We start from the raw sequence: 13167 nt of genomic DNA, 5'->3' as shown, positions 1-13167 counted from the left end.
ATTACGGTCAACCAGAGGGGTTTAATACGAATGGCCTAGTGGGCCACATCATTCAGTGGGCCAGTAGATGGATCAGATGACCCATCAGACAACAGCGAATGAGGACCTCAATTCTGCTTCCCCCCTCGCGACAGTACCCCGGTGCTGGACACTTTTAGCCGAGTCCTTTTCACCAGTCCGCATATATTCCCTTGCGAAAATATTATGCAACGCGACCAACACAACGCCCCGGCAATACTGTTCGAAGCTCACCCACCTGGGGCAACCGTGGCGGCGAGCCCCAAACCGCTGGCACCGCCAACGCATCAAGTCAAAGTCAGCGCCCTGCACAACCTCTGCTACAGCGCCGTAAAGTGTTTAGTGCTACCCGCTGAAGCCCAGGCAACTCTTGCTTGAGCGCCGCTGGAGTCTCAGCAGGGCAGGGGTGGATAGACAGGTCAACCCATATCTCATCCGTGGATCTGGCTGCTGCGAGATCGCGCACCAAGTGTCAGGCAGGACACCCAAGCCCGTAATACGTTCCATAGGTGAGAACTATGGATCAGGATAGTCTAAGCTACTGGTGGCAATTCACATAAGTTCAACCAGGGACTGGCACCGGCCGTCGCCGAAGAAAAACTTAACGTAGTGTCCGGGATGGGTTGACCACTACATTAGTGACCAAGGAAACGTGACACAGTGCTGCTTTGCCGTATGCCGACATCTTTAGGTCGACGCAAATTTTCTATACGGATTGTGGAAAAAACCTACGTGCAAACCGCTCGCTTAACGGACGGTTTGCAGACGAACGACGACGGTCCGATCGATATCGAGATTTTCGTTTGCGACCCCATAGGCGCTGTCGGCGCCCTGTGCCGACAGCGCATTCACCAGGATCAGGCCGGGCGCGGCGTCCTCCAGCGTTTTGGCGGCAGCGGCTGCTCGTGCGGCAGACAGCATGCGATTGCCGCTGTCTTTGGCGCTGGACGCCGGACAGCCATCGATCTTGACCGCATCCCGAATCTGATTGATGTAGGTGCAGCGGGGCGCGACCCTGGCGCCGCAGTTTGACGCTGAGCCAGCGGGCGGTGAGGCAAGGCCGGTAATCGACGCGTTGAAGCGGCCGCCGGTGCTTTCAGCATGGTGGACCGCAGCAGCGGCCAACAGTTTCAGTTCAGTGTCGATCGTCTGGCTCCTGCAGGCATTGCTGGCGAAGGATTTGCTGGGGGCGAAAGTCACCACGTAGTCGCGCCCGTCGCGCACGCATGCTGTGTTGTGGGCGGCAAAATAGCCGCTGGCGCAGAACGACGCGCCAGCGTCCGGCGTGGCGGCAGTGCCGCCGCCGCTGCCGCCGCCAGCGGGGTACGGGGCCACATTGATCACCGGCGCGACGGTATTGGTGGGGTTGAAGGCATTGCTGTTATTGATGTTGAAGTTGGCGTTCAGCGTCGCCGACGCCTGGCTGACGGCATACGCAGCGGCAGATACGTTGATGTTGTTGGCCATCGCCACCCGCAGGTCGTTGCCTGCCACACCGGTCTGGCTGACAAGCAAGGCCGGTGCGCTGCGCGCGGCGTCGTCGATGACCTTGGCACTGGCGGCGTCCGCAATCCGCGTTACGGAGGCCTCATCGACTTGTTCCAGTGTTGGGAAGATAATTTCTGGCGGCGGGATTTTCCCATCCTTGTCTTTTTCGGGCACGCGCGCGCCGGCCTTGACCCTTGTTTCCATCTTTTCGACCAGCAGCATCTGGCGTGCGGCCCACTCGTTAGCAAGGGAAACGTGCAGCGCGACGGGCGGTGCTGGCGGCGCTTTTTGCCCGTCCACCATCGCTGCATAAGATGCGCTAATGCTGCCGATCAATTCATGGGCGCCGTGAGCCGATCCTGTCGCATCGTACTCTACCAGCTTGTCTTCGATGATGGTTTTGTTCGCTGCATCGTCCTTGATGTCCGTGATGAACAGCGTGTCGACGATCTCGGTCAGCATGGAAAATTGCGTGCCCTGCTGCAGATTGCTGCAGGCAGCGCGCCGCATCTCCCGCATGAATTGCTGCAGGTATTCCGGGTTATCCGATCCGGTTTTTTTCAGCCGTTCCAGGTAAATGCCTTCGATCTTTAGCTTGGCCTTGTTGACGCTTTTCTGGATATCGGGACCAAAAGCCATGTAGCTGACGCTGATGGCGCCGTAGCCTTGCTGGTCCAGTTTGTTGATGATGGCGTCGGCTGGCCTCAACGCGCTGTGCAGCATGTCGAGACTGCGCCGAGCGACATGGACTATAACCTGGTTGCGCAGCGTGTCGCTGATGACAAGCCGGTAGTCGCCGGACAGAAGTCGGTCAAACTGGTCAAGGGTGGCTCGGAAGTTGGTATCCCAGGCGGCCAACTCGATGGCCATTTGCTGGCTGAACAGCTGACGGTCTTTATACAGCGTCTGCCGTAGTACGTTTATGCTGATGCGCAGCTCAGCGAGCTTTTGGCGTATCGCTGCCGGATCGATTTGATTCACTGCATTTGCTACGGCAACCAGACGGTTTTGCTCTGGACTTTGCAGGCTGTTTTCGAGTGCATCTTTATTCTGATTGACAAGGTCTCTCAATTCATTCAGTTGCGTGACGACCTTCTCAAACTTGTCTAGCTCCGCTTTCCTGAGCATCTCGGCCTCGCTGGTTGAGAACTCGTAGTCATACTTGATCTGGATTTGTGCAAATGCGCACAAGGGCAGGAATTCGTAGTGTTTCTTGCTTTGATTTAGCCATACATCACAGTCGCTGAAGTTGCCAAGATGCGCGGTGAGTATATTGCTGGGAGCAGCGTTCGGCAGGGGATCTTCTTGCACTTGTCGGCATTGTTCCGATACGTCAACCCGTTGACCAATCGATTTGGACATCTGGGCTGCACAACCACTGAGCAAGCCGATCCCAACTATGACGAACATAGTAAAAGCATGTATACGCATGATTTTTCTCCCTAGTGTCTTGTCATACTAATGGCGAAATTTGAAAAAAATATCGCCAAATATCACTTAGATAACAATATTGCCTAGAAAGAGGAGTGAAAATTGTACTCAATGAATCGCCACGAGTTCGCTAGACGGTCTTCAGACGCTCAAAATACTGCTTTTCGCAATTGAGCGGGCTGGACGGCTCATGATGACCAGTCCACCACCAGTGTGCAAAGTCCCAATTTGACCGAGCGCACGAAGCAGATGACGGGCTAGTTTATCGTAGCCAACTGTGCCGCTATCGCGCGCGAATGCAGGCGCTCTGCTGCTGCCTCGATCGGATAAACCATACTTCGCCGGCAGTTATGGCTATGGAAGGCCTGCTTTTGCTAGCGCGCGGTAGGAGACTCTACAGGGCAGAGGAGATAGTCAGGTCAGACCCGATCTCATCGCTGGATCAGGTAGTTGTGCGATCGCACGCCACGCGCCAGGCAGGACACCCCGGCCCTAACACGATCCATCGTGTTTTCATCTTTCAAGAACCATGGACCAGGAAAGCCTAAGCTACTGGTGGCGATTCAGTAGAGGTTTAATGAGTACGGCACGCGGAGGCGATGTGAAGCATTAGAACGTCTCACCATCCCTTATTACAATGATATGCTGATAGGCGGCGCCCCGTCAGCGTTCTCGACTTTGTCACTGAGAATCCTAATTGCCGGCTCAAACGGTCTGGTTACGTTGACCCGATGGAACACTGTAACGGGCAAGTAATTGCCTGGCTGAAGTGCCTGGCCAATCGAAAATACAACCGACACAGGGGCTACTATCACCAAGTGAATTTCCTTAACCTGCAGGTCGCCCTGTAGACGCCGAAGGTTCTCACGGACTCCGTTCATAATGCACTCCAGGTCGCACGGGGCTTGCACGATATTGATACCAGGCTTTTGCACCGTAATTGAAATCCAAGGCATCTGTCCTGAAGTTACGGCTTGGCGCGTTGCGTCCGGCAGCCAGGCATCTTGGTAGTTATCTGAGAGTGCAATGGTCAGTAAACCGGCGGAGGCACCTGTTGCGGTCGTCGTTTTAGTTTCAACCTTCAGATCAACGTTAGACTTCTTCTTGCTTGGTTCGGCCCAGCACCAAGGACTCATCGCGCCTCTCGTTCGCTGGAGCACGTGCGCCGTTCGGGCCTCACCCAGAATTCGGCCCGCCAGTACTAGGACCGGGGTATCGTGAATGGCAAAGACTGCTAAAGCATTGTCCTGAGTGGGTCGGTAGGAGCCACTCTGGCATGCGGTAATCAGACGGCCGATTTCGGGTTTGAGCTGAGACAGGGTCTTGTAACCATAATGCTCTTCAGGCCTTTCGATCGGAGCCATGGATAGGTGCTCTCCGTCCGAATGCATTGCGCTGAGCTGAATTGCTTCCAGAGCGTCCGAGATTTCACGGTACGTTACGGAAGGACTCTGTCCTGCGATCCCCCCCCTGATAACTAGCGGCATAGCACGTTCCCACGCCAGCTGCGCGAGCAAAGAATTTACCCGCTGCAGGTGCTCGCGGCGCATTTCCTGAAGAGCTGCGATCGAATATGCCTCTGGGTCGATTACATCGACAAGGCGATGGTGATCGTAGCAAACAAGCATGACGTTCTCGGCTTTGTCTGCCAGTATATGCGAGTCATCGCGTCCACGCGGTCCCTGAGGGTCAGACCCAACAATATGTGCCAGCTGTCCCACGTTACCAGGCCGAGCAGATTTTCCGATCTTATCGACCCGTTTCCCACATCCCCTGAACATGCAGACATTCGCGGCGTCTTTTAATACCTCAAACTTCGCGGCGTTGTTCATGTCCGGACCTCGGCCTCGGTCTCTGAACGACAGCCTGAGCGCGTCCCAAGCTACGAAATCCACCTTGTTTATGGAAGAACCTGGCAAGAAGGTGGAAGCTAGTAACGACACTGGACGATCAGGCACCGTATTGGGCCACTTCACCACATTCAGTGCACCTTGTTTCGCTAAGCTTTCAAGCTCTTTGCGCGTCAGCTTGCCCAGCTCGCCCGAATGCGCGGACCAACTGCCACCTCTTTGAATCCCAATAATGAATCGAAAGGCCCGCGCCATCACGGTCACGGTGGAGCCGGAAGGGCTTACTAGGCCGGCAAGTTCAGCATCGTTTGCGCCGTACGAGACCGATACCGGAGGAATTACAGCATGCGAGGACGGCGTTGGCGAAGAAGTAGGCATCAGGGGTCTTTTAATTGATGTTGACGATGAACGGGCCGCTCTTTGCTAAGCAGTAGCCGTCTTTCACGATAAAGCACTCAATGCTGTGGGAGCCCTTGTACCTCGCCGTTTCGGTGCGAGAAATTCCCCCGGCTTGTACTATGCCTTCATCGAACCCACCGCGAAGGTCCCGCACCTTAATAGCTTCCTCTCCGGTATTCACCACTTGCCAGAAGACCTTAAACGGCTTCGGAATCGTAGTGTGTGCGTTGAAAGTCAAAGAACTTCCTGGCCAGACAGGTAATCCGTCCTCGGTTCGCGTCTCGGGACGGAAACCGGAGCGGCTTACGTCCATTGTCAGCGAAACGCTGGCATTGACCCCGGTTAAAGATGGGAACGTCATTGGCTTTCGATGCGGCGCATCACGGAATGCAAGCAGCCGCTTCGGGAGTTTACCTACCGCCTCCACAAGGTACTGGCCAGTCGTTGGACGCACACTTCGAGCTGCTGCTTCGACCAGGGAACGACCCATTCGTGGCGCCAGGACATCAATAAACTCTTCTTCATACTTGGCATTAGCGGCGAGCGCAAAGTCTTCCTTGGCTGTTTGCAGCCAATCATAGAAGGCCTCCTTCTTTCCTGGTGTCTCTTCCCATTTGTCGGCGAAGTTTTCGCGCGGGTCAGCAGGATTCTCGATCCAGTGAACCCCGTTGCGCAACTTGATATGGAACTCCATCCTGCTAAGAATGCCGAACAACGCGCCAGAAATCGTCGTTTCCTGGTTGTACGCCAGCGCGCCCAAGGTCGTCAGAATGATGGAGATTGGCCGGAGCTCTTCGTCGCCGGTGAAGCGCATGTCGCGGTGCCTTTTCAGAATCTTAATGGCCGACTGCATTGGCGTAGTTACGCGGTACTCGGGAATTTCCTCCACAGACGCGCGCGCTTCGTACAGACGCATCGACTCACGGCGAGCATTGAAGACAACCTTCATCCGCTCGCGGAACCAGTCAGAGTACCCCTTTGGGTTACTGCCGGGCCAGTCGTTGGTCCGGCGATTGTAGTTTTCGCCGAGCCGACACGTAATCGCGAGAGCTTTATACAAACTCTCCGCGTGCAGTCCGGCGGCTTCTGCCAGCAACTTCTGGCGCTGACCGTCAGGCAGTGCCGGCAGAATGTCCATATGGAACTGCGCTCCATCGGCGTAGTTCAGCGTCCAGCAACGCCTTGCCTCAGTAGGTTCATCCATGCAATGTGCCTCGGCATAGGCGGCCACCTCGTAGCCGAGTTTTTCCTTGAGTTGCTTCTGCGTCAACTCCAGCTTATCCATCTCGATCTCGCAGACCACGTCCAAATCGTAGTGCCCGTCCTCATTATGGGGCGGGATGACAGTCCCGAGTCGAAAGGAGCCCTGCGGGTAAACCGTAACGTTCCTGCCAGCGAAAATCGACTCAGGGCGGTCAAGCCACTTACCAACAGACTTATAGCTGCGTTCAGCCGCCTGGTATTTGCTGGGAGAAATTTCGAGGGATGCCGCTAGCGCCTCAAGAAGGCTTTCTGCTTTTTTTGTAGGGGTCACTGTAGTAAGGGGCGCGGTCAGCTGGTTCATATTGGCGGTGGAGGCGAAGTTGGCGCTGCTGCGCAAGACAGGAAAATTTATTGCGATTCGCCATCATATGTAGACGTTTAGATATTTCTCAATAGGAAAAGATATCTTTTTTATAGGCACGTTTCCCAAGGAAGACGGTGAGCAAGGCTCCCCCCTGAAACAGCCAATGCGTTGTTCTTACTGATAGGAATTGGGCTGTGCATATGACTAGGAACAAGCAAACAATCGACGTGGTGGCGGAGAGCCAGAAGTGCCCAGGCGCTAGCCTATCGAAGAAAAACGGCTCTGGTGCGTGAGTGGTACGAGCCAGGCATGAACGCGTCTAGGTCCTGTGCAATCGGTTTTTTGGTATAAATCAGTTGGTAAAATCGCGCAAGTTTGAACGGAACTGCACCTTAATGGCGGGCAGCAAAGGCGAGCCGGAAGTGCTGGCGAGCGAATCGGCGGCAGCGCGCGCTCATGTTGCGCGGCTGGTACATATTCGGCGTGACACCACCAAATGCTGGGTCGCGCGAGTCATGATGAAAATCCACCGCCAGCGCGCAAAGTCCCCGATCTGGCCGAGCGCAAGAAACAGATGACGGGCTAGTTTATCGTAGCCAAATGTGCCGCTATCGCGCGTATAAGCAGGCGCTCTGCTTGTGCCTTGGTCGGATAAACGATCCTTCGCCGTCAGTTATGGAGGGGAGGCAAGCTTTTGCTAGCGCGGTAGGAGTCTCTGCAGGGCAGGGGATAGGCACGTCAGACCCGATCTCGTCGGTGGATCGGGCTACTACGAGATCGCATACCAGGCGCCTGGCAGGGCGCCCAGGCCCCTACCATGGTCCATTGGGTTCTCATCTTTCAAGAACCATGGATCAGGATAGTCTAAGCTACTGGTGGCGATTCACTGCATCGCTAACATGCACCCAGACGTGGCATCCTTGACATCTGCAGCTAATGTGACTGCGCCACGGCGGCGCTCGACTCATTCGTTAGCCAATGTGGATGTCGATTATGGCTGATGCTGGAGGCCCGCCAAGCCAAGTTCTTCAAGACGAATCGCCATTGTGGTTACCGAGACGCTGAATTGCTTTGCGAGGGAGTTGAAATTTTTCCCGTTAAACCGCTCGGCGCGGGCAAGCAGTAAAGAGAGGTCACGCAGCGTCTTCACTTTCTTCCTAAGCTCTGGCAGATCCATCTGCAAGGCGAACGCTGTTGCCTCATCTAAGAGGAACGGCGCGTTTCCGAAGACTGTCGAAAACCTTAATCTAACTTGCTTCCTGGGCATCAAGAACGCGGCAGCAAATTTGTCAGCCTCCCGCTCCAGTTGGTCGCGAGCTCTCTCAGAGCCGTCTAGAGGGCGGTCTCGATGCGCTTCCCTCAGATGTGGGTGAAGAACTACATGGCCTAACTCATGCGCTGCGGTGAATAAGCGAATCTCTGGCAGCATTTGACTAGACACCCTTACCAGGCCGGGCTGCGCTTCAAAGATACCAGCAACCTCGTAGGAACTATCTCCATGCCTTACCGTACCAAGCGCGTCAGCTAGTTCGTAACTGTAGCCGAGGGTTCCAAGGGCGCGCTCTGGGTCTAAGACTTTAATCGGGTTGTTAGGAGCTTGGAGTGCGCCCCAAATTTGCTCTCTCCTCTGCCACATTTGAAGGCCGAGTCTTCTGGTACGGTCCTCAATTTCCTCATCAGAGTATGTTTGCTTTGCCCGTGTTCGGAATCCAACCAGAGGCTCAGGCTCATCGGACTGCTGCGCGGCAAGCATTGCTTCTGCCCGCAAGCTACGAGCGCTGCCAAGTACTGCCTGAAATTTCGCCGAAACGCTTCGCAGTAACTCGTCACACTCCGCCTGCCGTTGCAGCGACCAGTGCGACCACTTGAAGTCTTTCAAATTCAGATTTACGACGAAAACGCAGGAGAGTATGCTCGATACGGCTGTGCTCAGCGCGACACCAGAGTCACCCCTGATATGGCGCAATCCAACTTCGAATACTTTGGCGGCAGCGTCCGCGACTTCCGAGCAAATCCCGGCAATCTCCAAGGGAATCGCGACTGCTGCTTTCATATACCGGTGCTCGGCATTGATGTGGTACTGCTTCTGTACCGGATTAGATGTGTTGTCTCTTGCAATTCGCTCTGCGTAGACCAAATTAAACGCACCAGCGTCACGCTCCAGAAGCTTCTCAAGCGCAGGAATTGAAAAAAATTGGAGCCGTTCGGTAATTGCCAGCAAATCTGCGTGATGGTCGCGATGCGATTCCTTATCAAGCGTGAGCCTACAAACCGTCAAAACCAGCTGAGCGGCTAAGAGCCCGCTGAGGGCGGAAGCACTGCCCGCGCCAGGGATATGTTTTCCAGCACCGAATTCGTCAAGGAGGGCCTTCGTAGAGTGTGAGAGATACGGCGGTTGCACGGAACCTCCTGTTCAAACAGTCAAACGAGATGCATAGTTTCTGAAATGCGCATGGACTATTTTTCCCGATTAACGTTGTCTGCTTTGGAGCGGTCCGGGTTGTCGCGGACATATTCCTGATTATTTATAGTGACAACATGCGTATCTTTATGCAGCCCTTGCTTCACTTCGCGAACAGCTTGTGCACGTGACACCTCTTTGCGCGCACCAATTTGATATGTTTCGTTCCTGCCACCTGGGCCGTCATTGTTACCGATGATTTTTGACATTGCAATTTCTTTCCATTGAGTAAATGAATAAGTACGAGCCGTCTCATCTGTGACAAGTCTACCTGTTTGGAAAAATCTGTGTTGAAAATGCAAGAAGAAAGTCGAGGCTTAGAGCTCCTGACACATCCTCCGGATATATCGCCAGCAGATGAGTATGCAGGCAAGCGACAGAAACGCCCGGTGGATATTGGCACGGCGTTCGTAGCGGATGCGTAATCGGCGGAAGTGGTGCAGCCAGCCCAGTGTGCGTTCGACCACCCAGCGCCATTTACCCAGGCGATCGCGCGACTCGATGTGATTGCACAGCAACGTTTTACCCGCGCCCCGCCTCACACTCATACGCGATAGCAAACGATTCGTATGGCTGCAGGCTGAGGTGGTCGGTCAAGCTGTCACGCTGGGCATAGTTGCTGATCAAGCCTTGCCCGGCAATGCCGTGCAGCATTGCCGGCAGATCCAGTTCGACATGTTCGCCGGAGAAGTTGTTGACGACAACGAGCTGTTGGCTTGCCAAGCTGCGCCGGTAGGCGAATACTTGCGGGTGCTGCTCTAGCAATGGCAGGTATTTCCCGTAAACCATGACGTCCCAGTGCTTGCGCAGTGCGATCAGCTTATGGTAGTGGAAGAAGATCGATTCGGGTTGTTCCAGCGCGGCCGCGACGTTGATCTCGGAGTAGTTGGGATTTAACTTTAGCCATGGCGTGCCAGTACTGAAGCCGGCGTTGTGTGTGCTGTTCCACTGCATTGGGGTGCGTGCATTGTCCCGCCCGTTGGCGTGGATGCCAGCCATCATCGTCTCTGGTGACACGCCGGCGGCCGTGCGTTCGTGGTAGAGGTTGAGCGATTCGATGTCGCAATAGTCGTCGATGGAATCGAAACGTACATTGGTCATGCCTATTTCCTCGCCTTGATAGACGTAGGGGGTGCCCTTGAGAAAATGTAGCGCGGTGGCCAGCATCTTGGCCGACTCGACCCGGTAACGGCCGGGGTCGCCGTATTTGGATACGGCGCGCGGCAGGTCGTGGTTATTCCAGAACAGAGAGTTCCAGCCGGCATCGGCCAGCTCGGTCTGCCACTTGCTGATGATCTGCTTGAATTCGATCAGATCGAACGGGCGTGGCTTCCATTTCCCTTCCTTGGTATCGTGAGTCATGGCGATGTGCTCAAACTGGAAGACCATCGACAGCTCCTGACGCGCCGGGTCGGAATACAGCTTGGCGGTCTCCGGGGTGGCGCTCCAGGTCTCGCCCACCGACAATACATCGCGTGCCGCCAAGGTCGCTTGGTGCATTTGCTGCAGCAGCGGGTGCAGCTGTGCGCCGTTGGCGATAATCTGCTGGTCGACCTGTTTGCCGATGAGATCGATCACATCCATGCGGAAGCCGCCGATCCCCTTGTCCAGCCACCAGTTCATCATGCGATGCACCTCTTCCTGCACCTGCGGATTTTCCCAGTTCAGGTCCGGCTGTCGTCTCGAGAACAGATGGAAGTAATATTCCCCGCTGCCGGCATCGTATTCCCATGCACTCCCGCCAAAATACGAACGTTGCTGGTCGGGCGGGGAGCCATCTGCGCCTGCATTGCGCCAGATGTAGTAGTCACGGTAGGGGCTATCCTTGGATTTCTTCGCCTCGACGAACCAAGCATGCTCGTCAGAGGTGTGGTTGACCACAAGATCCATCAGGATACGGATGTCGCGCTTGGCCGCCTCTGCGATCAACTGCTCCATCTCGGCCAATGTGCCGAATTCAGCGGCGATATCCTGATAGTCGGAGATGTCATAGCCGTTATCGTCCATCGGCGACCGGTACACTGGCGACAGCCAGATCAGGTTGATTCCCAGATGTTGCAGGTAGTCCAGTCTGCCGATGATGCCGGCCAGATCACCGCCCCCATCGTGATTGCTGTCTTGAAAACTACGTGGGTAGATCTGATACACGACGGCGTTATGCCACCATTTCTTATCCAACATGATTATCTTTCTCGCTTATGGATTGGCGACACTGTCTTGCAATGTGCCTACGGATCGCCAAGGGTAGGGCAGACCCGATCTCGTCGTTGGATCAGGCAGCTACGAGATCGCACACCATGGGCCTGCGAGGACACCCAGGCACCTAACTAGCGGTGGCGATTCACCCCTACGTTGACCGGCTCTTAGAATATATTGCTTACAGTGCGTGCAGATTCGGCCTGACGGTGGTTATCACGCGTTCCTTTTGATGCTCACAGCGTGATCCACGTAGCCGTCTGGACGTATGAGCAAGGCATGCGCGCCTACGGGTGTTACTTGGGAGTCCGCAGGCACAGCTTTGATCGTATCGACCCATCGCATATCGAGCTCAGGCGTGTAGTTGCCGCCCTCGCGATCCTCACTGGTCGTCAGTTGCAGCAGCAGCCAATGGCCACTCCGCAAAAAACTGAACAGCGAGGCTTGACCACCGTTATCCAGTTTTAGCTGCCAGTCAGGCAGCCGCCGCCCTGTCCAATCGGGCAGCAGCGCCCATCCGTGCGGAATATCGACAACTGAGGCCGGGTATCGAATCCCGTAGCCGGACAAGTCATGCGCAAGCACTGCATTAAGAGCAGGAATTTTCATCAGCTCATTGAACGTCTCTCGCAGCGCCTGTCCCGGAGCATCAAACGAATTCATCATTAGTGCACTTTGCGCCAAGGTATTTTGGTACAGCGCGGCACCAACGGCATGACGCTCTTTGTGGTAGCTGTCTAGCAGCGACTCTGGCGCATGTCCATTCACTACGCCCGCCAGCTTCCAGCCCAAGTTCATCGCGTCCTGCATGCCCACGTTCATACCCTGGCCGCCCGCAGGAAGGTGGATATGTGCGGCATCACCGACCAGCAAGATTCGATCTTCGCGGTAGGCACTCGCCAAGCGGGTTTCATTCGAGAAGCGTGATAGCCACGTCGGTGCATGCAGGCCAAAGTCCTGTCCGGCCACCCGTGTGGTCGAATCAGACAACTCTTCGAGCGTGACGGGCGTGGTCGCAGGCACATCAACTCGGCCCGTATCGATCACGATGACGCGGAACATACCACTACCTAAGGGAACGATCATTAATCCACCTAGCGCGTTGCCTACACTGAATCCCGGCGTAGACGGCGGTGCGCTCAGGCGAACGTCGCCAAGCATGACAGTCTTCGTAGCCGGCAGACCATGGAAGGCGATGCCTGCGTGCTGGCGAACCAGACTGCGCGCGCCGTCTGCACCGACCACGTAGCTGCCAGAAATATCGAAAGGGGTGCTGTGCTGTTGCCCCATCACGGAAATGCCATCGGCGGTTTCGACAATGCGCTCCACCGTAGCATTCCTGCGCAATTCAACCCCTAGCTCAAGCGCCCATGTCTCCAGCAGTTGCTCGGTTACGCTCTGTGGGATGAACAGTGTGTAGGGATAGGTGGTGTCGATCACCGAAAAGTCAAGTCGCGTCTTCAATCCCGCAAAATGCCCGCTGGGAATCTTTATGCCGTTCGCCAGAAAGCGGTCAGCCACGCCACGTTGGGCCAGCATCTCCACCGTCCTGCCGTGCATGGTTAGCGCGCGCGACTGCGCTATTGGCGCGTCACGGCGCTCTAGTACTGTGACGCGTATTCCTGCCAAGCGCAACTCGCATGCCAGAGTTAAACCTACAGGGCCTGCACCTACTACGATCACACCCGCATTTTCATTTTTCATCTGTCCCTCAATCTAACATCGTTAGTTTAAAAATTTATGTTAATCTAACGTCG

The 13167-nt window shown here is 55.3% G+C and carries 7 protein-coding genes and 1 pseudogene; all 8 read right to left on the bottom strand.

Annotated features, from left to right (window positions below; all coding sequences use genetic code 11):
- Nucleotides 1-765: 765 nt before the first annotated feature.
- Nucleotides 766-2868, bottom strand: a complete 2103-nt coding sequence (locus BLU39_RS18035; protein WP_139178346.1) for a hypothetical protein — start codon at nt 2866-2868, stop codon at nt 766-768.
- A gap of 701 nt (nt 2869-3569) precedes the next feature.
- The gene (locus BLU39_RS18025) at nt 3570-5165 is read right to left on the bottom strand and encodes an SAVED domain-containing protein (RefSeq protein ID WP_139178344.1); all 1596 of its coding nucleotides are present in this window, start codon (nt 5163-5165) and stop codon (nt 3570-3572) included.
- 10 nt (nt 5166-5175) lie between these two features.
- A complete protein-coding gene (locus BLU39_RS18020) occupies nt 5176-6750 on the bottom strand; it encodes a nucleotidyltransferase (RefSeq protein WP_092715759.1) in 1575 nt (524 codons plus the stop codon).
- Nucleotides 6751-7744: 994 nt separating this feature from the next.
- Nucleotides 7745-9154: a cyclodeaminase/cyclohydrolase family protein gene (locus BLU39_RS18015; protein WP_092715405.1), complete on the bottom strand. Its 1410-nt coding sequence runs from the start codon at nt 9152-9154 to the stop codon at nt 7745-7747.
- A gap of 56 nt (nt 9155-9210) precedes the next feature.
- Nucleotides 9211-9423 (bottom strand): DUF3892 domain-containing protein, encoded by a 213-nt coding sequence (locus tag BLU39_RS18010; protein WP_092715403.1) that lies wholly within the window; start codon nt 9421-9423, stop codon nt 9211-9213.
- A gap of 108 nt (nt 9424-9531) precedes the next feature.
- Nucleotides 9532-9699: pseudogene (locus tag BLU39_RS18005) on the bottom strand (transposase); the annotation flags it as partial.
- A 37-nt stretch (nt 9700-9736) separates the two neighbouring features.
- Entirely contained in the window at nt 9737-11395 is a 1659-nt protein-coding gene (locus BLU39_RS18000) for a glycoside hydrolase family 13 protein (protein ID WP_175539351.1), read from the bottom strand.
- A 231-nt stretch (nt 11396-11626) separates the two neighbouring features.
- Nucleotides 11627-13114 carry an FAD-dependent oxidoreductase gene (locus tag BLU39_RS17995; protein WP_092715399.1) on the bottom strand — a complete coding sequence of 496 codons (1488 nt, stop codon included), beginning with the start codon at nt 13112-13114 and terminating at the stop codon, nt 11627-11629.
- Nucleotides 13115-13167: the final 53 nt, after the last annotated feature.

Origin of the sequence: Janthinobacterium sp. OK676, assembly GCF_900103595.1 — a bacterium.
In the GTDB taxonomy this organism is placed as follows: domain Bacteria; phylum Pseudomonadota; class Gammaproteobacteria; order Burkholderiales; family Burkholderiaceae_D; genus Janthinobacterium.
The sequence above is the reverse complement of the archived record's forward strand: the minus strand, read 5'-3'. Positions and strand labels throughout refer to the sequence as shown.

Excerpts from the sequence above, each read along its gene's own strand:
- BLU39_RS17995 (WP_092715399.1), bottom strand. The coding sequence starts at position 13,114 with ATGAAAAATGAAAATGCGGGTGTGATCGTAGTAGGTGCAGGCCCTGTA.
- BLU39_RS18025 (WP_139178344.1), bottom strand. The coding sequence starts at position 5,165 with ATGCCTACTTCTTCGCCAACGCCGTCCTCGCATGCTGTAATTCCTCCG.
- BLU39_RS18020 (WP_092715759.1), bottom strand. The coding sequence starts at position 6,750 with ATGAACCAGCTGACCGCGCCCCTTACTACAGTGACCCCTACAAAAAAA.
- BLU39_RS18000 (WP_175539351.1), bottom strand. The coding sequence starts at position 11,395 with ATGTTGGATAAGAAATGGTGGCATAACGCCGTCGTGTATCAGATCTAC.
- BLU39_RS18035 (WP_139178346.1), bottom strand. The coding sequence starts at position 2,868 with ATGTCCAAATCGATTGGTCAACGGGTTGACGTATCGGAACAATGCCGA.
- BLU39_RS18010 (WP_092715403.1), bottom strand. The coding sequence starts at position 9,423 with ATGTCAAAAATCATCGGTAACAATGACGGCCCAGGTGGCAGGAACGAA.